The sequence below is a fragment of the Glutamicibacter sp. M10 genome, from assembly GCF_025452055.1.
GTDB lineage: Bacteria > Actinomycetota > Actinomycetes > Actinomycetales > Micrococcaceae > Glutamicibacter.
The window spans coordinates 437,287-460,505 of the sequence record NZ_CP104918.1; the positions used below are offsets into that span (position 1 = coordinate 437,287).

Annotated in this window: 20 protein-coding genes and 4 rRNA genes; 3 read left to right on the plus strand and 21 right to left on the minus strand. The window is 56.4% G+C overall.

Features of this window, described 5'->3' with window-relative positions; translation table 11 throughout:
• Window positions 1–265 precede the first annotated feature (265 nt).
• Complete coding sequence (locus N6V40_RS02150) at window positions 266–592, minus strand: hypothetical protein (protein ID WP_262198064.1); 327 nt, start codon at window positions 590–592, stop codon at window positions 266–268.
• A 20-nt stretch (window positions 593–612) separates the two neighbouring features.
• Window positions 613–2,137 (minus strand): 16S ribosomal RNA (locus tag N6V40_RS02155).
• A gap of 965 nt (window positions 2,138–3,102) precedes the next feature.
• Between N6V40_RS02155 and N6V40_RS02160 the strand changes: the two genes are divergently transcribed.
• On the plus strand, window positions 3,103–3,555 hold the full coding sequence (locus N6V40_RS02160) for a MepB family protein (protein WP_131090754.1): 453 nt from the start codon (window positions 3,103–3,105) through the stop codon (window positions 3,553–3,555).
• Window positions 3,556–3,573: 18 nt separating this feature from the next.
• Here N6V40_RS02160 and N6V40_RS02165 read toward each other — a convergent pair whose 3' ends face one another.
• The 6 genes from N6V40_RS02165 to N6V40_RS02190 form a co-directional block, all read right to left on the minus strand.
• Window positions 3,574–4,770 carry a type II toxin-antitoxin system HipA family toxin gene (locus tag N6V40_RS02165; protein ID WP_131090755.1) on the minus strand — a complete coding sequence of 399 codons (1,197 nt, stop codon included), beginning with the start codon at window positions 4,768–4,770 and terminating at the stop codon, window positions 3,574–3,576.
• Window positions 4,767–4,967, minus strand: coding sequence for a type II toxin-antitoxin system RelB family anti-toxin (locus tag N6V40_RS02170; protein WP_131090756.1), 201 nt, complete (start codon window positions 4,965–4,967; stop codon window positions 4,767–4,769). Before N6V40_RS02170 ends, N6V40_RS02165 begins: the two co-directional genes overlap by 4 nt.
• A 428-nt stretch (window positions 4,968–5,395) precedes the next feature.
• Window positions 5,396–5,512: ribosomal RNA gene (rrf, locus tag N6V40_RS02175) — 5S ribosomal RNA — on the minus strand.
• Window positions 5,513–5,677: 165 nt separating this feature from the next.
• Window positions 5,678–8,811 (minus strand): 23S ribosomal RNA (locus tag N6V40_RS02180).
• A gap of 329 nt (window positions 8,812–9,140) precedes the next feature.
• Window positions 9,141–9,467 carry a hypothetical protein gene (locus tag N6V40_RS02185; RefSeq protein WP_262198064.1) on the minus strand — a complete coding sequence of 109 codons (327 nt, stop codon included), beginning with the start codon at window positions 9,465–9,467 and terminating at the stop codon, window positions 9,141–9,143.
• A gap of 20 nt (window positions 9,468–9,487) precedes the next feature.
• Window positions 9,488–11,012: ribosomal RNA gene (locus N6V40_RS02190) — 16S ribosomal RNA — on the minus strand.
• The 16S, 23S and 5S rRNA genes sit together here, the layout of an rRNA operon.
• Before the next feature lie 469 nt (window positions 11,013–11,481).
• On the opposite strand from N6V40_RS02190, the gene N6V40_RS02195 reads away from it, so the two are divergent.
• Window positions 11,482–11,613, plus strand: coding sequence for a hypothetical protein (locus tag N6V40_RS02195; RefSeq protein WP_262198769.1), 132 nt, complete (start codon window positions 11,482–11,484; stop codon window positions 11,611–11,613).
• Window positions 11,614–11,635: 22 nt separating this feature from the next.
• Complete coding sequence (locus N6V40_RS02200; protein WP_131089737.1) at window positions 11,636–12,382, plus strand: NAD(P)H-dependent flavin oxidoreductase; 747 nt, start codon at window positions 11,636–11,638, stop codon at window positions 12,380–12,382.
• Window positions 12,383–12,400: 18 nt separating this feature from the next.
• Here N6V40_RS02200 and panC read toward each other — a convergent pair whose 3' ends face one another.
• From panC to N6V40_RS02260, 13 genes are all read right to left on the minus strand, one after another.
• Entirely contained in the window at window positions 12,401–13,273 is an 873-nt protein-coding gene (panC, locus tag N6V40_RS02205; protein ID WP_131089736.1) for a pantoate--beta-alanine ligase, read from the minus strand.
• Window positions 13,274–13,277: 4 nt separating this feature from the next.
• Window positions 13,278–14,186 carry a Rossmann-like and DUF2520 domain-containing protein gene (locus tag N6V40_RS02210; RefSeq protein ID WP_396268607.1) on the minus strand — a complete coding sequence of 303 codons (909 nt, stop codon included), beginning with the start codon at window positions 14,184–14,186 and terminating at the stop codon, window positions 13,278–13,280.
• Entirely contained in the window at window positions 14,147–14,371 is a 225-nt protein-coding gene (locus N6V40_RS17560) for a PH domain-containing protein (protein WP_396268221.1), read from the minus strand. Before N6V40_RS17560 ends, N6V40_RS02210 begins: the two co-directional genes overlap by 40 nt.
• A 14-nt stretch (window positions 14,372–14,385) precedes the next feature.
• The gene (locus N6V40_RS02215) at window positions 14,386–15,504 is read right to left on the minus strand and encodes a PH domain-containing protein (RefSeq protein WP_262198773.1); all 1,119 of its coding nucleotides are present in this window, start codon (window positions 15,502–15,504) and stop codon (window positions 14,386–14,388) included.
• Complete coding sequence (locus tag N6V40_RS02220) at window positions 15,398–15,871, minus strand: PH domain-containing protein (protein ID WP_262198775.1); 474 nt, start codon at window positions 15,869–15,871, stop codon at window positions 15,398–15,400. Before N6V40_RS02220 ends, N6V40_RS02215 begins: the two co-directional genes overlap by 107 nt.
• Window positions 15,872–15,964: 93 nt before the next feature.
• Window positions 15,965–16,426, minus strand: coding sequence for a DUF3180 domain-containing protein (locus tag N6V40_RS02225; RefSeq protein WP_131089732.1), 462 nt, complete (start codon window positions 16,424–16,426; stop codon window positions 15,965–15,967).
• Complete coding sequence (gene folK, locus N6V40_RS02230) at window positions 16,423–17,256, minus strand: 2-amino-4-hydroxy-6-hydroxymethyldihydropteridine diphosphokinase (RefSeq protein ID WP_131089731.1); 834 nt, start codon at window positions 17,254–17,256, stop codon at window positions 16,423–16,425. The genes N6V40_RS02225 and folK overlap by 4 nt, the downstream gene beginning before the upstream one ends.
• Window positions 17,243–18,145 (minus strand): dihydropteroate synthase, encoded by a 903-nt coding sequence (folP, locus tag N6V40_RS02235; RefSeq protein ID WP_131089730.1) that lies wholly within the window; start codon window positions 18,143–18,145, stop codon window positions 17,243–17,245. The genes folK and folP overlap by 14 nt, the downstream gene beginning before the upstream one ends.
• A gap of 7 nt (window positions 18,146–18,152) precedes the next feature.
• The gene (gene folE, locus N6V40_RS02240) at window positions 18,153–18,731 is read right to left on the minus strand and encodes a GTP cyclohydrolase I FolE (RefSeq protein WP_131089729.1); all 579 of its coding nucleotides are present in this window, start codon (window positions 18,729–18,731) and stop codon (window positions 18,153–18,155) included.
• A 9-nt stretch (window positions 18,732–18,740) separates the two neighbouring features.
• Window positions 18,741–20,666: an ATP-dependent zinc metalloprotease FtsH gene (ftsH, locus tag N6V40_RS02245; protein ID WP_262198778.1), complete on the minus strand. Its 1,926-nt coding sequence runs from the start codon at window positions 20,664–20,666 to the stop codon at window positions 18,741–18,743.
• Between the two features lie 106 nt (window positions 20,667–20,772).
• Window positions 20,773–21,324, minus strand: coding sequence for a hypoxanthine phosphoribosyltransferase (hpt, locus tag N6V40_RS02250; protein WP_131089727.1), 552 nt, complete (start codon window positions 21,322–21,324; stop codon window positions 20,773–20,775).
• A gap of 49 nt (window positions 21,325–21,373) precedes the next feature.
• Complete coding sequence (tilS, locus tag N6V40_RS02255; protein ID WP_242632529.1) at window positions 21,374–22,315, minus strand: tRNA lysidine(34) synthetase TilS; 942 nt, start codon at window positions 22,313–22,315, stop codon at window positions 21,374–21,376.
• Entirely contained in the window at window positions 22,312–23,214 is a 903-nt protein-coding gene (locus tag N6V40_RS02260; protein ID WP_262198783.1) for an Rv3626c family coenzyme F420 biosynthesis-associated protein, read from the minus strand. Before N6V40_RS02260 ends, tilS begins: the two co-directional genes overlap by 4 nt.
• Between the last annotated feature and the right edge of the window lie 5 nt (window positions 23,215–23,219).

A 23,219-nucleotide genomic window follows, 5' to 3' on the forward strand; every position in this document is an offset into this window, starting at 1 on the left:
AACACCCCACAACCCAAGGAAAAAGGGTCATAAGACTCATCTCATCTGCAAGATGCTCGCGTTCACTATACAGTTCCCAAACAACAACCCCACACCCCCACAAACACACCCACCAACAACAACCCAAAAGGACCATTGCTCGTACCGAGCATGCCTGCAGCAAACACAGGACAAACACCGAAACACCAAGAACCCCGCCACCCAAGAAGACAATCAACCAACCATCACAACACCAACCCCAAAAGGCCAGCACCGCAACACTTGATCAAATCATCCACCAGGGACGGAGGCTTGTTGCCTCAAAACCCAACAGCATGCCAAACCATACAAACCACACACCATCAACACCCACATTCCAACACCACCACCACACACCAACAAACCCACCCAAAAGGACGGATTCATTCATGTGAAGTAACAATGCGTACTCGCAAGCACCAACACCATACAGCCACAGCCAATACCCCGACACACACCCCAACCACTCATAATGAGGACCAGCGTGCACACGTTTTCCAGTATTGAGTTCATTGATATTCCACCCATGAGCAACCCACCCGTACAACACTCGTGCACAGACATGGGCAACCATAATAATGGTTAGCTCCTTAGAAAGGAGGTGATCCAGCCGCACCTTCCGGTACGGCTACCTTGTTACGACTTAGTCCCAATCGCCAGTCCCACCTTCGACGACTCCCCCACACAAGGTGGTTAGGCCATCGGCTTCGGGTGTTACCAACTTTCGTGACTTGACGGGCGGTGTGTACAAGGCCCGGGAACGTATTCACCGCAGCGTTGCTGATCTGCGATTACTAGCGACTCCGACTTCATGGGGTCGAGTTGCAGACCCCAATCCGAACTGAGACCGGCTTTTAGGGATTAGCTCCACCTCACAGTATCGCAACCCATTGTACCGGCCATTGTAGCATGCGTGAAGCCCAAGACATAAGGGGCATGATGATTTGACGTCATCCCCACCTTCCTCCGAGTTGACCCCGGCAGTCTCCCATGAGTCCCCACCACTACGTGCTGGCAACATGGAACGAGGGTTGCGCTCGTTGCGGGACTTAACCCAACATCTCACGACACGAGCTGACGACAACCATGCACCACCTGTGAACCAGCCCCGAAGGGAAACCCCATCTCTGAGGCGGTCTGGCACATGTCAAGCCTTGGTAAGGTTCTTCGCGTTGCATCGAATTAATCCGCATGCTCCGCCGCTTGTGCGGGCCCCCGTCAATTCCTTTGAGTTTTAGCCTTGCGGCCGTACTCCCCAGGCGGGGCACTTAATGCGTTAGCTACGGCGCGGAAAACGTGGAATGTCCCCCACACCTAGTGCCCAACGTTTACGGCATGGACTACCAGGGTATCTAATCCTGTTCGCTCCCCATGCTTTCGCTCCTCAGCGTCAGTAAATGCCCAGAGACCTGCCTTCGCCATCGGTGTTCCTCCTGATATCTGCGCATTTCACCGCTACACCAGGAATTCCAGTCTCCCCTACATCACTCTAGTCTGCCCGTACCCACCGCAGATCCGAGGTTGAGCCTCGGACTTTCACGGCAGACGCGACAAACCGCCTACGAGCTCTTTACGCCCAATAAATCCGGATAACGCTTGCGCCCTACGTATTACCGCGGCTGCTGGCACGTAGTTAGCCGGCGCTTCTTCTGCAGGTACCGTCACTTTCGCTTCTTCCCTACTGAAAGAGGTTTACAACCCGAAGGCCGTCATCCCTCACGCGGCGTCGCTGCATCAGGCTTTCGCCCATTGTGCAATATTCCCCACTGCTGCCTCCCGTAGGAGTCTGGGCCGTGTCTCAGTCCCAGTGTGGCCGGTCACCCTCTCAGGCCGGCTACCCGTCGTCGCCTTGGTGAGCCATTACCTCACCAACAAGCTGATAGGCCGCGAGTCCATCCCCCACCGATAAATCTTTCAACAACCCACCATGCGGTAAGAAGTCATATCCGGTATTAGACCCAGTTTCCCGGGCTTATCCCAAAGTCGGGGGCAGGTTACTCACGTGTTACTCACCCGTTCGCCACTAATCACCCGTGCAAGCACGGGGTCATCGTTCGACTTGCATGTGTTAAGCACGCCGCCAGCGTTCATCCTGAGCCAGGATCAAACTCTCCATAAAAAATAAAAAGCCATCAGCAACCCCTCGGAAAATAAGGGCGAAACCAATGAAGTCCTGGCGAATAAAAAACACTCAAGAACATCACACGGGGGTGCAATGCCTCAAGCAAATGTTATGTATTCACCAAATAAAATAAATATTCGGTATCAACAAACTTGGCACACTATTGAGTTCTCAAACAACAAACACTTACCGGTTCTTTACCCGCCATTTCAGGTGGTAATTTCGTCCAGCGTTATATTCAAATCTTATCACCGTGAATTTCTGAAAGTCAAATCAATTGTTTGTGATTTGAATCAGTATTCATGGTTCCCATTCTTCAACATCTTTTCCACAGTGACCTGTGCAAAACCGTTGATATTCTGGGGTTTTGCCTCCGATTTACATCCGGTTATTTCTTCCGTTTTGCTCTCGGCGACAAGGAAAAACTATACACAGGTTTGGGGGTCGTGCAAATCGGTGAGGTGGTTTGTGGCGGTGACCGTGCACACTTAATTTCGGCGGTGTTGCTTCGGCCCTGAATTTAGGCTCAGTCACTGCCCATAATTGGCGTGGTCGCGCTCAGCAGTTAGTTGCTGGTTCATCGAGGCGTGGCGCATCAGATTTCTGAAAAGGTCGTAATCGCTGTCCCATAAGACGGACCGGCATACTAGGAGCGCTGTATCAGTGGCAGCACACCCGCCGTAGCTATAACTGCACACGCAGGAGCGTGACCGGGCAAGACTGTCACCCAAGAAAGTAGCGAGCTCGAAGACGGTGCTCGCCCTACAACCACCTAGGTCTCAGCAGACTACCAACACGGTCCGGCTGTCCCTGATGACCTAGCCCATGACAAGTCATGCGGTTCTACGCAGGTACCCACCCGTCCGATACGGTGTAGGAGCAGTGCACTCCGAATCCACGGAAGCCGCTAGTAGTAACCGGCCAGAGCACTGCAGCTGCCTTGGTGGTCAACGGAAAGCGGGATGAAGTCTTTGAAGTACACCGTGTTAGAACGATACTGCCTCCTCACCGGGCAAGAGCACAGTGAGCTGACTGCCGAAGAGCAGCACAGCGATTACCAAGCCGGGGTCACCGAGATCGACGGACAACGGTGGAGAATTCGGACCGCAAGGATCACGCCAACGAAGTCAGGTGGGTTCGTAGCCATATGGCAACGAGACGCAACCGGGGCTACCGTGCCCTTCGAGTCTGAAGTCGGACTCCATGGAGTCATGGTTTTCATCGAAGAAGCCGAACACTTCGGAGTCTTCCGGTTCACTCAACAGCACCTGGAGGCTCTGGGCGTCTTCGCCTCAGCAAACGCTCCAGGTAAACGCGGCTTCCGTGTCTATCCATCCTGGACCACTGGGCTAAAGGGCCAAGCGAAGAAAAGCCAAGACGAGCAGCTACCCGCATTCTCGGTACTAGCAGACTAACTATTAGTGCCTAGAGACCTACTCCAGCTCCATGCGCCGGAACCTCAGCTCTCGTTGAGCACCCCGAAGAGGCGACCCATCAAACGGGAGTTCTTCGAGATCCACCGCCATGGCCGCTTTCATGGCAAGCTGGTTAGCCGATTGAGTTGCACGCTCAGTTAGTCCAAGCTCGGCTGCAAGTTCCGTCCAGTGCTTCTTCTTGAGGTTTTTTGCTTTACCCGCAACCGTCAGCGCCATAGTGTCATCGCCGTAGACCAAGGTGCAGGGGATGTCATAGATGGGCGCAACGCTAAACCGTCCATGCTCATCGGCCAGGATCGAAGCATTCTTTCCATGCAAGTCGCCGTTGCCAGTCAGCCAAGCAAAGAGGAACTGGATGTAAAGATTGCGTCTGGCGAGCACCGGGGCCTGGCACTGACGCGCTAGTGCCTCGATAACTTGTTCCGTACTCACGGCATACTTGCTCGCAGGCGGAAGGTTTAGTACCTGGATGGCATCCTCGAGCGCTAAGCGAAGCGGATTATCCGGTCCCCCACTGGCTTTGCGGTCGAACCGCTCAACCAACAGTCCTGAGTTGCCCACTGAGTCCCGAACGATCCGGTGATTTGCCACCGGAAGTTTGAGCGCCCGTGCAGCATCTAGATGTTGTGCCTCATTCACCACCAGATACGGGTGGTCTCGAGGATCAAGCTTGAGCAGATAGGCGTTGCTCTTGAAGTTCACTGGCGTTGTCAGCATCGTTGCGCTGATCTTATCCTGCACGCCAGGTATGGAGTGTCGATCAAGAGTATGTGCGAGAACAGAGAAGTCGAGGTTGGCTGCGTTACTGAATTCAGCAACCACAGGAGTCTGTTCTAAGGCAGAGCCTGTTGGGACTATACGAACATTGCCTGGGGTGTCAGAACCAACGGCCATCAACAGCGTCAGCTCGTCAGACAGGCTGGTCTTAGTCGCGTCTTTGAGGACAGTGAGCCGGTGGCCTTCTGGCAATAGACCAGAGAAGAACGCCGGCAGCGCACCGCCGGGTCCAACGTACGAATCCGAAGAAACCGGCAAAGATGTAGCAATCGCCGAACCGCCACCTGCCAGATAGGTTTCGCCATAGCTGAAGGCGACACTTCCGTCGGTTTGCCGGACCAGATAGCCAGCCAGACTTTCGTTGCAGTAGACATCGGCTTGGGTGACAAGCTTGAGTTCCTGGAGTTGCGGGGTCATTTGGCCACGGCGATCCGCAGGCCGAGCACATTCGCTACAGAAAGCACTGCTTCTATGGATGGGTTTCCTGCTCCGCGTTCTAAGGAGCGCAGCGTACGTTCAGAGATGCCGGCTAGCTCGGCCAACTGCTCCTGAGTCAGACCATTCTGTTTTCGTGCGCGTTGCAGTTCGGCACCGAGTTCCGTCACTGAGTTCATGAATGATCTTCTTTCGGCAGTATCTCGCCGATTGGCGACATTCTGCTCTCTATCATTCATCACGTCGCCCAATTCGGCAAGAAATTACCGAAATTCCAATAGAGCGACGGTTAGTGCCCATCAAAAGATCCGATAGGCAGGATTATGCCGATATGAGACTGCCGAGCACTGGATACGGATATCTGCAGAGTAGTAATTGCGGCACCACCTGGTGCCTGTTCCGTGTGCTACCTGGAACCTGCCGGCCCGTCATCCTCGTCGGCGGCTGTAGCCGGCAGCTGTCACCAGTTCTTTAAACAAGAAAAAAGGGGTCGAGCTTCAGCTCAACCCCTACCAACCAGCAACCAACCCACCGTTGGTGGTTAAACAGGTGAGGCCCCAACCAAAAGGTTAGGGCCTCAAACCAACATTCATCTTTATTAAGTTAAGTCCGGCGGTGACCTACTCTCCCACACCCTCACGAGTGCAGTACCATCGGCGCAGTGGGCCTTAGCTTCCGGGTTCGGTATGGGACCGGGCGTTTCCCCCACGCTATGACCGCCGTAACAATCACGAAGCACACAAACCAATTTTCTGGTGTTGTATGAAACGATGCGACAAAAACTACTTGTCAAGTCTCATGTTTAGTTTCGGTTGTCGAGTTGTTGTCTCGTAACCGCATAGTGAACGCGAACAGCAATGATCTTATTAGTCATTATTGTATATATTGTGTGTTGAAAGTCATCGGCCTATTAGTACAGGTCAGCTACACAAGTCTTTAGTCCTTGCTTCCACATCCTGCCTATCAACCCAGTGGTCTAGCTGGGGGCCTCACACACTCAAGGTGCATGGAAATCTCATCTCGAAGCAGGCTTCCCGCTTAGATGCTTTCAGCGGTTATCCCTTCCCAACGTAGCTAATCAGCGATGCACTTGGCAGTACAACTGACACACCAGAGGTTAGTCCGTCCCGGTCCTCTCGTACTAAGGACAGCCCTTCTCAAATTTCCAACGCGCGCAGCGGATAGGGACCGAACTGTCTCACGACGTTCTAAACCCAGCTCGCGTACCGCTTTAATGGGCGAACAGCCCAACCCTTGGGACCTACTCCAGCCCCAGGATGCGACGAGCCGACATCGAGGTGCCAAACCATGCCGTCGATATGGACTCTTGGGCAAGATCAGCCTGTTATCCCCGAGGTACCTTTTATCCGTTGAGCGACGGCCCTTCCACGAGGTGCCGCCGGATCACTAGTCCCGACTTTCGTCCCTGCTCGAGCTGTCACTCTCACAGTCAAGCTCCCTTGTGCACTTACACTCGACACCTGATTGCCAACCAGGCTGAGGGAACCTTTGGGCGCCTCCGTTACATTTTAGGAGGCAACCGCCCCAGTTAAACTACCCATCAGGCACTGTCCCTGAACCAGATCATGGTCCGAAGTTAGGTGACCGGTACAGCCAGAGTGGTATTTCAACGATGACTCCACCTGAACTAGCGTCCAAGCTTCACAGTCTCCCACCTATCCTACACAAGCTGCACCGAACACCAATACCAAACTATAGTAAAGGTCTCGGGGTCTTTCCGTCCTGCTGCGCGTAACGAGCATCTTTACTCGTACTGCAATTTCGCCGAGTTCATGGTTGAGACAGCGGGGAAGTCGTTACTCCATTCGTGCAGGTCGGAACTTACCCGACAAGGAATTTCGCTACCTTAGGATGGTTATAGTTACCACCGCCGTTTACTGGGGCTTAAATTCTCAGCTTCGCAACAAGTTGCTAACCGGTCCTCTTAACCTTCCAGCACCGGGCAGGAGTCAGTCCGTATACATCGTCTTGCGACTTCGCACGGACCTGTGTTTTTAGTAAACAGTCGCTTCCCCCTGGTCTCTGCGGCCCACACCCGCTCACAACTGCAAGAGCTGATCACGGGGCAGGCCCCCTTCTTCCGAAGTTACGGGGGCATTTTGCCGAGTTCCTTAACCATGATTCTCTCGATCGCCTTAGTATTCTCTACCTGATCACCTGTGTCGGTTTGGGGTACGGGCGGCTGGGACCTCGCGCCGATGCTTTTCTAGGCAGCATAGGATCACCGAATCACCCACCAAAGTGGGCGCCTATCAGGTCTCAGACATCATGAACCGCGGATTTACCTACGACTCGTCCTACACCCTTGGACCAGGTCAATTCCATTGCCTGGCTCGGCTACCTTCCTGCGTCACACCTGTTAATACGCTGACCTCACTGCATCGGTTCCCACCACATCAACCAACAAAAACACCCGAAGGCATCAACAATTGGAATCCATCATGGTTAGCATCAACAGCTCAGTATGGGCGGTCCTTCGCCGGTACGGGAATATCAACCCGTTATCCATCGACTACGCCTGTCGGCCTCGCCTTAGGCCCCGACTAACCCAGGGCAGATTAGCTTAACCCTGGAACCCTTGATCATTCGGCGGACGGGTTTCTCACCCGTCATTCGCTACTCATGCCTGCATTCTCACTCGTATAGCGTCCACCGCTGGTTTACACCGCGACTTCACCCGCTATACGACGCTCCCCTACCCATCCAAACGCCCAATCCGAAGACCAAGCAAATATTTGAATGACGCAACTTCGGCGGTGTGCTTGAGCCCCGCTACATTATCGGCGCGGAATCACTTGACCAGTGAGCTATTACGCACTCTTTCAAGGGTGGCTGCTTCTAAGCCAACCTCCTGGTTGTCAAAGCAACTCCACATCCTTTCCCACTTAGCACACGCTTAGGGGCCTTAGTTGGCGTTCTGGGCTGTTTCCCTCTCGACTATGAAGCTTATCCCCCACAGTCTCACTGCTACGCTCTCACTTACCGGCATTCGGAGTTTGGCTAACGTCAGTAACCTTGTAGGGCCCATTAGCTATCCAGTAGCTCTACCTCCGGTAAGAAACACGTAACGCTGCACCTAAATGCATTTCGGGGAGAACCAGCTATCACGAAGTTTGATTGGCCTTTCACCCCTACCCACAGCTCATCCCCTCCATTTTCAACTGAAGTGGGTTCGGTCCTCCACACGCTCTTACACGCGCTTCAACCTGGCCATGGGTAGATCACTTCGCTTCGGGTCTAGATCACGCCACTCAAACGCCCTATTCAGACTCGCTTTCGCTACGGCTTCCCCACACGGGTTAACCTCGCGACGTAACACTAACTCGCAGGCTCATTCTTCAAAAGGCACGCCATCACCCAGGAACAAGTCCCAGGCTCTAACGGATTGTAAGCGCACGGTTTCAGGTACTATTTCACTCCCTCCCGGGGTACTTTTCACCATTCCCTCACGGTACTGATTCACTATCGGTCATCAAGTAGTATTCAGGCTTACCAGGTGGTCCTGGCAGATTCACACAAGGTTTCACGGGCCCCGTGCTACTCGGGTATCAACACTAGAACGGCAGACACGCATTACACCTACGGGACTATCACCCTCTATGGTCCGGCATTCCAACCGATTCACCTATACGCCTGCACCTCATCCCACCAGCAAGATAGCGCTGGTACATGTCAACCCCACAACCCCGATGATGCAACGCCTATCCGCTATCACACACCAACCGGTTTAGCCCCATCCGCGTTCGCTCGCCACTACTAACGGAATCACTATTGTTTTCTCTTCCTGCGGGTACTGAGATGTTTCACTTCCCCGCGTTCCCTCCACACAGCCTATACATTCAGCTGCAGGTCACACCACATAACATGGTGCGGGGTTCCCCCATTCGGAAATCCTGGTCTCAACGTCCGGTTATCGACTCCACCAGGCTTATCGCAGATTCCCACGTCCTTCATCGGCTCTTGATGCCAAGGCATCCACCGTGCGCCCTTAAAAACTTCAACACAAAACAAAGTTCTCAGAATTGAGCAATAAAACAATCTAACAAAATCACACAGACAAGACTCAAACACCCCACAACCCAAGGAAAAAGGGTCATAAGACTCATCTCATCTGCAAGATGCTCGCGTTCACTATACAGTTCCCAAACAACAACCCCACACCCCCACAAACACACCCACCAACAACAACCCAAAAGGACCATTGCTCGTACCGAGCATGCCTGCAGCAAACACAGGACAAACACCGAAACACCAAGAACCCCGCCACCCAAGAAGACAATCAACCAACCATCACAACACCAACCCCAAAAGGCCAGCACCGCAACACTTGATCAAATCATCCACCAGGGACGGAGGCTTGTTGCCTCAAAACCCAACAGCATGCCAAACCATACAAACCACACACCATCAACACCCACATTCCAACACCACCACCACACACCAACAAACCCACCCAAAAGGACGGATTCATTCATGTGAAGTAACAATGCGTACTCGCAAGCACCAACACCATACAGCCACAGCCAATACCCCGACACACACCCCAACCACTCATAATGAGGACCAGCGTGCACACGTTTTCCAGTATTGAGTTCATTGATATTCCACCCATGAGCAACCCACCCGTACAACACTCGTGCACAGACATGGGCAACCATAATAATGGTTAGCTCCTTAGAAAGGAGGTGATCCAGCCGCACCTTCCGGTACGGCTACCTTGTTACGACTTAGTCCCAATCGCCAGTCCCACCTTCGACGACTCCCCCACACAAGGTGGTTAGGCCATCGGCTTCGGGTGTTACCAACTTTCGTGACTTGACGGGCGGTGTGTACAAGGCCCGGGAACGTATTCACCGCAGCGTTGCTGATCTGCGATTACTAGCGACTCCGACTTCATGGGGTCGAGTTGCAGACCCCAATCCGAACTGAGACCGGCTTTTAGGGATTAGCTCCACCTCACAGTATCGCAACCCATTGTACCGGCCATTGTAGCATGCGTGAAGCCCAAGACATAAGGGGCATGATGATTTGACGTCATCCCCACCTTCCTCCGAGTTGACCCCGGCAGTCTCCCATGAGTCCCCACCACTACGTGCTGGCAACATGGAACGAGGGTTGCGCTCGTTGCGGGACTTAACCCAACATCTCACGACACGAGCTGACGACAACCATGCACCACCTGTGAACCAGCCCCGAAGGGAAACCCCATCTCTGAGGCGGTCTGGCACATGTCAAGCCTTGGTAAGGTTCTTCGCGTTGCATCGAATTAATCCGCATGCTCCGCCGCTTGTGCGGGCCCCCGTCAATTCCTTTGAGTTTTAGCCTTGCGGCCGTACTCCCCAGGCGGGGCACTTAATGCGTTAGCTACGGCGCGGAAAACGTGGAATGTCCCCCACACCTAGTGCCCAACGTTTACGGCATGGACTACCAGGGTATCTAATCCTGTTCGCTCCCCATGCTTTCGCTCCTCAGCGTCAGTAAATGCCCAGAGACCTGCCTTCGCCATCGGTGTTCCTCCTGATATCTGCGCATTTCACCGCTACACCAGGAATTCCAGTCTCCCCTACATCACTCTAGTCTGCCCGTACCCACCGCAGATCCGAGGTTGAGCCTCGGACTTTCACGGCAGACGCGACAAACCGCCTACGAGCTCTTTACGCCCAATAAATCCGGATAACGCTTGCGCCCTACGTATTACCGCGGCTGCTGGCACGTAGTTAGCCGGCGCTTCTTCTGCAGGTACCGTCACTTTCGCTTCTTCCCTACTGAAAGAGGTTTACAACCCGAAGGCCGTCATCCCTCACGCGGCGTCGCTGCATCAGGCTTTCGCCCATTGTGCAATATTCCCCACTGCTGCCTCCCGTAGGAGTCTGGGCCGTGTCTCAGTCCCAGTGTGGCCGGTCACCCTCTCAGGCCGGCTACCCGTCGTCGCCTTGGTGAGCCATTACCTCACCAACAAGCTGATAGGCCGCGAGTCCATCCCCCACCGATAAATCTTTCAACAACCCACCATGCGGTAAGAAGTCATATCCGGTATTAGACCCAGTTTCCCGGGCTTATCCCAAAGTCGGGGGCAGGTTACTCACGTGTTACTCACCCGTTCGCCACTAATCACCCGTGCAAGCACGGGGTCATCGTTCGACTTGCATGTGTTAAGCACGCCGCCAGCGTTCATCCTGAGCCAGGATCAAACTCTCCATAAAAAAATAAAAAGCCATCAGCAACCCCTCGGAAAATAAGGGCGAAACCAATGAAGTCCTGGCGAATAAAAAACACTCAAGAACATCACACGGGGGTGCAATGCCTCAAGCAAATGTTATGTATTCACCAAATAAAATAAATATTCGGTATCAACAAACTTGGCACACTATTGAGTTCTCAAACAACAAACACTCTCGACACCACAACCACCATTTCTCAGTGACCGCTTCGCTCCGGAGCAACTTTTCTAGCCTACCATGTTCCGTGACCCGGTCAAAACCGGTCGAAACGCTTCAGTGAAAAGTGATTTGCCACCGGGTAAACAACTCGTATATTTCGTGTTGTTTCCGTTCCGGCAACAGATAAAAACTATACAGAGGTTTCCAAGATGTTACAAATCGAGGGGCCGCGTTCTAGGTCACATTAACCTTGCTGTCCTACTGAGGCACATGAACGAACTTCAACGCACCTATGGCAGGAGCTGCCGGTGGCGCTTTGGCAGCGGCGGTTTCCTTAGCTGGCGGAGTCGGCATGATCGGAGTATCCGGTTCCTCAAAGGAAGAGTGGATCCAGGAACAAGTTGGGCACGTTGCCTCCCCTTGATACACCCTGGGGTGTTGGCTTTATGGCGTGGTCTCTGAAAACGAATCTATCCCCGCTGGAAATCTTCCTCGAATACGGTCCGACGCTGGTGTCTCTAAGTTTTGGCGACGTCAGCCGTGGGGCGCCCCTAGCTCACGAAGCCGGAGTGCTGACCGCAATGCAGGTAGGCAACGCAGCGGAGCTTGAACGGGCCATGGACGATGACATCGACATCATCATCACCCGTGGTAGTGAAGGCGGCGGGCATGGGCGCAATGAAGCCGGAACCTTGCCACTACTACAGCTGGCCACACAGCAACAGTTGAAGCCAGTAGTTGCTGCCGGTGGTGTTGGCACGGCCAGTGGGGTTGCGGCAGTGCTGGCCGCGGGTGCCCAGGCGGCGTGGGTCGGCACCCGTTTCTTATCTGCAACACAATCGTTGGGACATGAAAACGTCAAGCAGGTAGTGCGAGCATCCGGGATGGATGACACCACCTACACCCGGGCGTTTGATATTGCCCAGCAACTTGCTTGGCCCGCGCAGTTTCGCGGTCGAGCCCTGCGCAATGAGTTCAGCGCATCCCACGAGGATTTGTCCTCTTGGGATGCGACCGAAGAACTACGCGAGAAGATGGTGACCGCTCGCGCAGAGGCTGCCGTCGATATTGACCCGGTGTATGCCGGGCAGGCGGTTGAGTTTGTTACCGCGCCGCAGTCCGCCCAAGAGATCATCGCCGAGCTGGCGGGTTTCCGCCAGGTGCTTGCCGCTGCTTCGCGGCGTTTCCGCTAAGAACGCTTCGGCTAAAAGCTAGGCAGAGATCGGCTGGTTGTCGATCAAACGCACCTTGCCAACGGTGGCTGCCACAAGGATCAGGCCTTCACCGGTGAAGGGAGTGTCCTGGCAGTTAAACGCCAGCTCTTCTAAGGTGTTGGGATCAACCACCGTGAAGTAGTCAAGCTGAACCAATGGTTCCATTTGGAACAGGCCAATGGCGTCCTCGATGTTTAGTGGCTCATGGTTGGCCGCACGATCGGCGATGAGCTGGATGGAGCGGTGCAACACCATGGCCGCTTCCTTCTCTGCCTCGCTGAGCAAGGCATTGCGGCTGGAGAGGGCCAGGCCCTTTTCACTGCGTACGATCGGCACCGAACGAAGTTCAACCGGGTAGTCCAGGTCGGCAACCATACGACGGATCAACACCACCTGCTGGGCGTCCTTCTGCCCAAAGTAGGCGCGGTACGCACCCTGGCGTGGGTCAGCTAGGTGCAAAAGCTTGGAGACCACGGCAAGCATGCCATCAAAGTGGCCCGGACGTGACGCGCCTTCATACAGCTCACCCATGCGTCCCGAGGCCAGCTTTATCAATGGCAGACCTGCGTGGTAAATCTCCTGCGCCTCGGGGGCGAAGATGATGTCCACCCCGGCCTCGGCAGCCAGTTGCACATCGGCTTGGAGCTGGCGTGGGTAGCGGGCGTAGTCGCCGGCGTCGTTGAACTGCAGCTCGTTGACAAAAATCGAGATGACAACCAGTTCATTTTCTTCACGCGCGATACGGAACAGGGAACCATGGCCCTGGTGCAAGGCGCCCATGGTGGGAACAAAGCCCAACGATCGGGGATTAGCCTCGGCGATGGCCGCCTTCAGTTCCTGGCGGGTTTTACAAATTTTGGGGGTTTTCACCCCTCTATTCTAGAACTCGCAACAGTTCTTCGAGTGTGCCTTGTGAGATAAGCCCTCGATCGGCCGCCCGCAAGGCGGTAGCCCTCGAGAGGCTGCGGTAGGAATTGTTGGTTTCCGCCGGGTCGCTGGATAGCGCGTCGAGGTGTGCGGTGACGGTGCCGATATCCCCGCGAGCCACCGGCCCGGTCAGTGCGCCGGCTCCCGAGCGCAGGGCGTTATCTAGGCTGGCGCTCATCAGTGCGCGCAAGGTATTGGCCGGATCTTCCACCCCGATGCGGCGCAGAATATCGGCGGACTGCGCGGTGATGGTGTTCAGGTGGTTGGCGGCGTGGGCCAGGGCCGCGTGGTAGCTGGCGCGATCGGCTTCTGCAATGACCACCGGTTCGGCGCGCATTTCCACTACCAGCGCTTGGGCTACCGGCAGCATCACCTCATCGGCGGTGACCGCAAAAACGCAGTCGGTGAGCCGGGCCAGATCCATGCTCATTCCGGTGAAGGTCATCGCCGGGTGGATGGCTAGACCAAAAGCGCCAACATCTAGCGCCGGTTGTAAGATGCTGGTGCCAAATCGTCCGGCGGTGTGTGCGATCAGCTGGCCGGGTTGGATATGCCCGGCGGTGGCTAGGCCGGCCACTAATTCGCCAAGCACGTCATCGGGTACCGCAAAAAGTACCAGTTCGCTGCGTCGCAGAATTTCGGGCGGGTCCAAGATTTCAACCCCGGGCAGTAGTGCGTCGGCGCGGTCCTGCGATGCTTCGGAGACCGCGTGGATCCCGGTGATTCGGTGTCCGCTGGCGGCTAAGGCGGCACCTAGTACGGTGCCAACTTTGCCGGCCGAGATGATGCCGATTCCCAATCGTGGTGCGTCCACTTCTACCTTTCGACCTGGCGTGTGGCTTGGGCCAGGGTAAATTCTGCTGCGATCTGCGCATCAACCTGATGCAGGTGGCCGATGATATTGCCGCCCGCACAAAATAGGCGGACCCCGGCTAGTTTACGCTTTTGCTCCCATGGGCCCTGGCTAAATTCCATTCCCTGCACCCGAGAGTGCGGGACAAAGGTGGCAGTGCGGGCCAGCCAACCGTAGCGGGAGATCACGGTGGTGTCGGTGACTAAAAATCCTTGGTGCTTCCACGCTCCCGGGGAGAGTGACTTGGCCCGGGAGGGGAGCCGATGAAGCCGTGCTCATAACCTGTGCTCACCGCGGTGGCCAGCACCTCGCGCTGGTTAATGACGCCAAGATCGGGCAACAAAATACCCATGATGCGGGTGACCGATTCAAAGTCGCCCACGGGCAGGACCTGAAAATTATCTGCGTCATCGTTTTTGGTGCCCAGCACGTTGACTTCCACCTTGTACCAGCCGACCAAGCGCCAGAGCAGCGGGGCGGTGACGCAAATGGCTTGGACTCGACCGGCGGGGATGGAGTGTTGCCGGGTGTCGGCCAGCCCGTAACTGATGCGCATCCCGGTGTCCATGGCGCTGGCGGTGTAGTTCCAGCCTTGGTTCAGTTGTTTGTAGAACCAGCTGCCAAAACTGAGCAGCACCGGCAAAACACCGGCGATGATCCCTTGGACGCCGGTGAGCCACAAGATGACCATGGTCAGGCAGGCCAGCGTGCCGATGACTATCGGAAGCTGGAGGAACAAGGAAGCTAAGAGCCGGCCGATCGGGACCTTGGCCATCAGTGGCAGGGTTGCTGGGTTTGGGTCCGCTTGGTTTGGGTCTGCCGGATCGGTCAGGACCCTGGCTTCGCTCGGCGTTCCTGAGTTCGCGCGTTCGAGGATGAGCTGGCGCAGGGCGTGAGCGTCGGCCTTGGAGAGGAAGGCTAGGCGCAGTACCGATTCGGAGGAATCGGCCACGTCAAAGCGGAGCTCGGCTAGACCCAGTAGGCGGGCAACCAACGGTTGGGCAATATCGATGCCCTGCACCTTATCGATGCGCGCCTGTTTTTGGCTGCGAAACAGCGTGCCGGAATTAACGTAAACGTGGCTTTCGGTGAGCTTGTAGCGGGTGAAATACCAGGACAGGAAATAGAAGGCGAGCACCACCAGTAGGGCCGCGCCAGCTAAGCCGAGGGTCCATAGCAGCCGGTCTCCGGCGAAGCGTTCGGCGAAGGACAGCTCATCGGTGTTCTGCCAGTAGATGTAGAGCAAACCAACGATGGCCAGCCAGCCATGAACAAAGGGGCTGGCCGGGTGCACCCGTTGCCATGTGTCGTTGTTGCTCACAGCATTTCTCTTCGCCGGCCGAGACCAGCCGTTCACGCAGGGCTTGGCCTTGCTCCGCGGGCAAGCCGTACACGTGGGCGGTGGCTCCGGCGCCTGCGGTGTTTAAGGTCAGCTGGCACAGTCCGAAACGTCGTTCCAAGGGACCGCTGTTGACCTCAACGTATTGCATCCGCCCGTAGGGAATGACCACCTGCTTGCGCCACATCACCCCGGATCGGACAATAAAGTCTTCTTCGCGCTCTAGGTAGCCAAGGGCTAACACTTGGCGGCGCAGAATCCGCAAGATCAGTAGGGCAATCACCAGTGCCAACACCGGAGCGGCGATCGCCAACCATAGGGGCGTGGAAACCCCGGCCAGTAGGAGCACCCCGGAATCAGCGTCACCAGCAGGATTACTCCCCAGGTGATCGCCCAGGTGGTGAGCTTCACTTTGAAGTAGCTCGGGTGTGCCGGGGTGAAGCTATTCGGTGACCACGGAGTCGTTGCTGTCATCGGTATCCTCTGGGGGTAGCTTGCACAGGTGTTGGACAATGTAGCCAATAACCACCATAAGCACACCGGCCCCGGCCAGGACCAATCCGCGGCTCAGGGTGGGGCTTTGACCGCTGGCCAGCCAGAGGGTCAGGATCGATGGCAGGTGCCAGCCGGTAATCACCGCTCCGGCGTAGGCCGAGGCTTGGGCCAGCACCAGGGTGCGGGCTGCGGCGATCGGCTCAAAGTGGGATTTTCCCATCGAGGATCGTTTAACCCGGATCCCCAAAAAGAGGATCACCGCGCAGACCGCAGCCAGGGAGAACAGCGCCGAGTAATCCAGTACCGGGGCGTAGCGCCCGGCGGCGGTCAGTGCGCTCAGTGCGATCCACCCAGCCACCGCGCCAAACGCGGCGCACAACAGAACCCAACGCAGCTTCAGCTTGCTCATAACCGGATGATGTCCTTGGTATCGGCGGCGTTGGCGGCCAACCGGGAAACCAGTTGGCCCTCAAGTACCGCGTCGGGGTCCATCCAGCTCCATGGGGCCAGCACAAAACCGCGTATCGCGGCCCGTGGATGTGGCAAGGTCAGCCGTTCATCGCTCAACCGCAGGTGATCGTAGGTGATCAGGTCCAGATCCAAGGTGCGTGCTTCCCAGCGAACCTCGCGGGTGCGATGGTGCTTGGCCTCAATGCTCTGGCATAAATCCAAGAGCTGATGCGCCGACAAAGTGGTGCGAACCTGGATCACCTGATTGGTGTAATCGGGCTGATCTGGTGGGCCACCGACCGGTTTGGTGATGGCCAATGGCGAGCAGCGCAGAATTTCTAGCTCTTGCGCCAAGTCTTTCACCGCAGCCGCCAAGGTGGCCTGCGGGTCACCCAGGTTGGCACCGAGGGCAATGATGGCGGTGTGCCGCTTCTGCGTGCGGGTCAGCGAGATGGTGACGTCGGTAAAAGGCACCGGAATCGGCGCCTGCGGCTTATGAACCACCACGTCAATTTCCAGCACGCTCAGGTAGGCGGCGAGAATCGCCTCGGCAATTTCACTGCCCAGCTTCTCGATCAAATCCCACGGCCCGGCCTGAATCTGTTCAACCACCAGCTCGCTGACTTCGCCGTAGTGCACGGTGTCTAAGACGTTGTCGCTGGCGGCGGCTCGGGTGATATCAACGTGGAGCACCACGTCGATGATGAACTTCTGCCCGTCGCGCTTTTCGTGGTCAAAGACCCCGTGATAGCCGGTGGCAGAAATGCCGTAGATGCTAATGCGATCCATAAGCCTGCACGACTTCAATGGCGTCGCGGCTGCCAATTACGTCGTGAACCCGTACGGCCCAGACCTGGTCTTTGGCGGCCAGCACGGTGGTTGCCGCGGTGGCGATATCGCGTTCAAGTGGCTTGCGGCTAGTACCGGCCTCGGCGAGCAGCGAACCCAAGAATCGTTTGCGGCTGGTGCCGATCAGTACTCGGTGACCCAGCTCTTCGATGGCCGCAACGTTGGATAACAGGGCCCAGTTGTGTTCCGCATCCTTGGCGAAGCCCAGTCCTGGATCGATGATGATCTGCTCAGGCGCCACACCCTTGGCCACAAATTCGTCACGTAGGCTACGTAGTTCATCGATAACTTCGGTGACAACGTCCTGATAATTTGCTTCGGCCACCATATTCTGTGCAGTGCCGCGGCGGTGCATCAGCACATAAGGTACACCGGTTTCAGCGATCAATTCCGGCATGCCCGGCTCATAGGTCAGCCCGGACACGTCGTTGATGATGTGGGCACCGGCGTTGATGGCAACCCGCGCCGTGCTCACGTGCATGGTATCTACCGATACCACCGCTCCGGCTTTCACCAGGGCTTCGATGACCGGGATGATCCGCGACTGCTCCAGGGCAGGGTCAACATCCTTGGCGCCGGGGCGCGTGGACTCTCCGCCGACATCGATGATGTCAGCACCCGAGTACAGCAACTTCAGCCCTTGATCGATGGCGGCATCGATCGAAAGGTACTTCCCGCCGTCGGAGAAGGAATCTTCGGTGACGTTCAGGATGCCCATGACCAGGGTGCGGTCGGTGCGAAGATCAGCCATAGTCTTCTTCTTGGACTTGCGGATCACTGGCAATGGGCTGGTGTTCGGGCCGGTGCCCGGGATAGCTCCAAGGGACAAGAGGTTCCTACCTTCCGAGGATCAGGCTCATGGCTTCGGCGCGTGTGGCGGTTTCCCGCAGCTGTCCACGCACCGCACTGGTCACGGTTTTTGCTCCGGGCTTTTGCACCCCGCGCATCGACATGCACATGTGCTCACATTCGATGACTACGATCGCCCCGGCCGGGTTCAAGTGCTCCACCAGCGAATCAACGATCTGCGTGGTTAAGCGTTCTTGAACCTGCGGGCGACGGGCGTAAACCTCAACCAAGCGAGCCAGTTTGGACAGGCCGGTGACCTTGCCGCCCTTGCCCGGGATGTAGCCGATATGCGCCGATCCGTAGAAGGGCACCAGGTGGTGCTCGCAGGTCGAGTAGAACGGGATGTCCTTGACCAGGACCATCTCGTCATGCTCGATGTCGAAAGTGGTCGACAGGTGCTCTGCCGCGTTCTGGTGCAAGCCGGCGAAGAATTCCGCGTAGGCCTTAGCAACCCGGTTTGGGGTGTCTACCAGGCCGTCGCGATTAGGATCTTCACCAATGGCTTCGAGAATCTCGCGGACGGCTGCCGCGATTCGCGGCTGATCGATCTGTTGTTGTTCACTCACGCTTCGATCCTAGTCGGTCGAGGAAGCTGCGCGCTCCTTGGGGCTTAACACCGGGCCTTGTGCGTGCACTGGGCGTTCCTGATTACTCAGCCACACATCACGAATTTCGCGCTTTTGCAGATCGGTGAAGATCTCCGCGATTTCCTTCTGGTTCAGCGTCTCGTGTTCCAGCAGGGCCAGGGCCAGGCGGTCAAGCACGTGGCGGTTGATCATCAGTGCTTGGTAGGCGTCGTTGTGGGCCTGCTCGATCAGCTCGCGCACTTCCTGATCCACCAGGTGGGCCATTTCATCCGAGTACTCCCGCGAGGAAGTTCCCATCTGCTGGTCCGCGGCCGTGCCGGCCAAGCGTACTGCGCCCACCTTGTCGCTCATGCCGTATTCGGTGACCATCTTGCGTGCGGTGTCGGTTGCCTTCTCGATGTCGTTTGAGGCACCGGTGGAAGGATCGTGGAAGACGATCTCTTCAGCCACACGACCACCCATGGCGTAGGCCATCTGGTCCAGCAATTCGTTGCGCGTCACCGAGTACTTATCGGACTCCGGAACCACCATGGTGTAACCCAGGGCGCGGCCACGAGGCAGGATGGTGATCTTGGTGACCGGTGCGGTCTGGTTCATCGCCGCAGCCACCAGAGCGTGTCCGCCCTCGTGGTACGCGGTGACCTTACGCTCGTGCTCGTCCATCAGTCGGGTACGCTTCTGCGGGCCGGCCATGACGCGGTCAATGGCCTCATCCAGTGCGCGGTCGTCAATCAGGTTGGCGTTCGAGCGTGCGGTGAGCAGGGCAGCTTCGTTGAGCACGTTGGCCAAATCGGCACCGGTGTAACCCGGGGTCTTCTTGGCTACAGCGTTCAAGTCCACGGTGGCATCCATTGGCTTGCCCTTAACGTGTACTGCCAGGATCTGCTCGCGGCCCTTCAGATCCGGTGCTTCCACTGGGATCTGACGGTCAAAGCGGCCTGGGCGCAGCAGGGCTGGGTCCAGAACGTCAGGACGGTTGGTGGCAGCGATCAGGATGACGTTGGTGGTGGCGTCAAAGCCGTCCATCTCCACCAGCAGCTGGTTCAGGGTCTGCTCGCGCTCATCGTTACCGCCACCGATACCGGCGCCGCGGTGGCGACCTACGGCGTCGATCTCATCAACAAAGATGATCGCTGGGGAATTGTTCTTGGCCTGTTCAAACAGGTCGCGGACGCGACTAGCACCCACACCAACAAACATTTCAACAAAGTCAGAACCGGAGATCGAGTAGAACGGTACCTGAGCTTCACCGGCGACGGCTTTAGCTAGCAGGGTTTTACCGGTACCTGGAGGGCCGTAGAGCAGCACACCCTTAGGGATCTTGGCGCCCACGGCTTGGAACTTAGCTGGTTCTTGCAGGAATTCCTTGATTTCGTGGAGTTCTTCCACGGCCTCATCGGCACCGGCAACGTCCTTGAAGGTCACCTGTGGCATGTCCTTGGTGATCAGCTTCGCCTTGGACTTACCAAACTGCATGACCTTGGAGCCGCCGCCCTGGGAGCGGGCGAGGATGAACCAGAAAATACCGGCAATCAGCAAGAACGGAACAATCAAGCCGAGCATGGAAAGCAACCAGTTGCTTTCCACCGGCTGATCGGTGAACTTATCTGGCTCGGCCTTATTGATCGCGTTAACAACCTGACCAGCACGTGCGGTGGAGTAGTAGAAGCTCACCGACTTGCCCTTGTCTACGCCATCCACCTTGAGGGGATCGCGTAGTTTCAGGTCGACTCGCTGGTCTTTGTCATACATTTTGGCGTCGGTGACGTTGCCGCTGGTTAGCTGCGACATACCCACCGAGGTGTCTACCTTGGCAGAGTTATTGCCAAAGACCATCGGCAAGAACAGCGCAACAGCGATAACGCCAAGTAAAACCCAAATGATCCAGCTGTTAAAAAGCTTCTTCGTTTTCATTGATCCGCAAGGCCCCGCGCCTCACGCATCCCCCTCACGCACTACTAAGGCGTCCGGGTCACGCCACCTTCGATACTTCTCAACGCCCTAATGGCGAAAAAGTTCCCTACTGGTAGATATGCGGAGCCAGGGTGCCCACGCAATCTAGGTTGCGGTACTTTTCCGCGTAGTCCAGGCCGTAACCCACGACAAATTCATTAGGAATGTCCATGCCGACGTACTTAACGTCGATTTCAACCTTGGCTGCCTCTGGCTTGCGCAATAGTGCACAGATTTCTACCGAGGCTGGGCCACGGGATTCAAGGTTCGACTTCAGCCATGACAAGGTCAAGCCTGAATCGATAATGTCTTCAACGATCAAAACGTGCTTGCCCATCAAGTCCGAGTCAAGGTCCTTGAGGATACGTACAACGCCGGAGGACTGGGTGCCCGAACCGTAGGAGGATACTGCCATCCAATCCATGGTCAGGTGCGACTCGAGCGCACGGACCAGGTCAGCCATGATCATCACAGCACCCTTGAGCACACCCACTACGAGAATGTCGCGGCCCTTGTAGTCCTTGTCGATCTGCGCGGCGAGCTCTGCCACGCGTGCCTGAATTTCTTCTTTGGTGTACAGAACATGCGCCAGATCGGCTTCGACTGCAGTGGAATCCACGAGGGTTCTCCTGATTCTAGAGGTGTGGTACTTACCTAGAGTGCCACATTTAATGATGTGTTGTTGAGCCGGTACTCGTGAAAACTATCACCGAGCTTCGCCTAAAGGCGCTGATTTTGCCATCCAGTTGCACCGGACCAGCAGATTTGGACTTAGGAACGCCGATTCCGCCCAGCGCGCACAGCGCCTGTGTTCGCTCATGGCCCACATTTTTTGCGCCAGATTCGATGGCGGCTAGGCGTAACACTCGGGAAGCCACCGCCACCGGCAACCGAGCTAGTTCCTCAAGTTTGGTTCCGTGGGCTGTCTTAGCTTCCTGCGCCCAGAGATCCAGAGCCGCAGCATCAGCGGCTGCCAGCGAGGCGGTTCGAGCCAATGCTTCAGACACATGTTCGCCAAGCTGTTCGCGCAGAAATGGCAGGACGTCATGCCTGATCAGATTCCGCCGGTAACTGGTATCAGCATTGCTCGGGTCTTCCCAGTACTCCACTGCGGCATCCTGGCAGATCGCCTCGGTCTGTTCCCGGGTCAGCTCCAGTAGGGGCCGGCGGTATGGTCCACGTTCCGCTGGCATCCCGGCCAAGGACCTGGTGCCCGAACCGCGCAGCAGACCGAGTAATACCTGCTCGGCCTGATCATCCCGAGTGTGGGCTAACAACAATTGTTGGGCGCCAGTCTGGGCCAGCGCCTGCTCAAACTGTTCATACCGCGCTGCACGGGCCGACGCCTCATCACTGGAGGTCGACACCCTAAACACCAGCACCGGAGCCAAGCCCAACTCTCGGCAGGTTTGCGCAGTTTGCTGCGCAACCTGGGCACTGTCAGCTTGCAAGCCGTGGTCCACGATGACCGCCCCAAAGGCGGTAGGTAGCGATGCAGCCACAATGGCTAATGCCAATGAGTCAGCTCCGCCGGAGACTCCAATCAGGCTCAGCCCCGGACCACTGACCTGGGCGACAGCGCGACGGGCATCGTGAAAGGCTTGATTCATCGGGTGCGGGCCAACCAGCGTTCTGGATGATCTAATTCGTCAGCGTTGGGGAAGAGTTCACGGGCAGCAAAGATCTCGTTGAATCCCTCGTAGCCGATTTCATCAACTATGTGCCTGACAAACTTTGCTCCGCGCTTATATTGCAAAGCCTTTTCATCCATGCCCAAGAGCTTGCCCAATAGTGTGGCCCAAGCCGAACGGTTTTCTCCGCGGGCTTCAAAGCGTCGGCGGATGGTCTTGATGCTGCGGATCGAGGTGACATCATTCATCACCACCATGGCGTGACCTTCAAGCACGGACATGATGCTGGTCAGTTCACTGACCTCAGACTTCATAGACTTCAGTCGCTCACCGAGCTGACTCATTGAGTTCTGTCCGGCCATTGGCTCAAAGGCCTGAGCAAGGATAGATTTCATCACTTCAGGAATCCATGGTGCTTGCTCAAACTGCAGGCGGTGGGTCTGCTCATGGGTAGCAATCCACAGATAGAAGTCTCTGGCATTCACATTCAAGTCGCCGCGAATCTGGGTGATAGTTGGCGCGTTGAGCAATAGTCGTGGTCCAACAAACGGGTCAAACTGGCCCAGTACTCGGGTACCTAGTACCGAGAGCACTGCACCCAGTTCGGCTCCGGCTACGGCTGGCACCATGGCTGGTACATCAAGCTCAGCCGGCAGCATCGCAGCAAAGTTCTGGCTGACGGCTTTGGCCCAACCGGCTCGATCAACCACGAGGGTCTGGGACGGCGCGGTGGAGACCAGCTTGGAGATTTTCTCCGCTTCAACTAGTCCTTCGCCGGCTGCGATGCGCAGTTCTTCAACAATGCGGGCGGCATCTTGTTTAACGATTTTTGGCCCTGCAGGCATCAGCGTTTTGGCGGCGCTGGCCGCCAGTTTCAATCAAC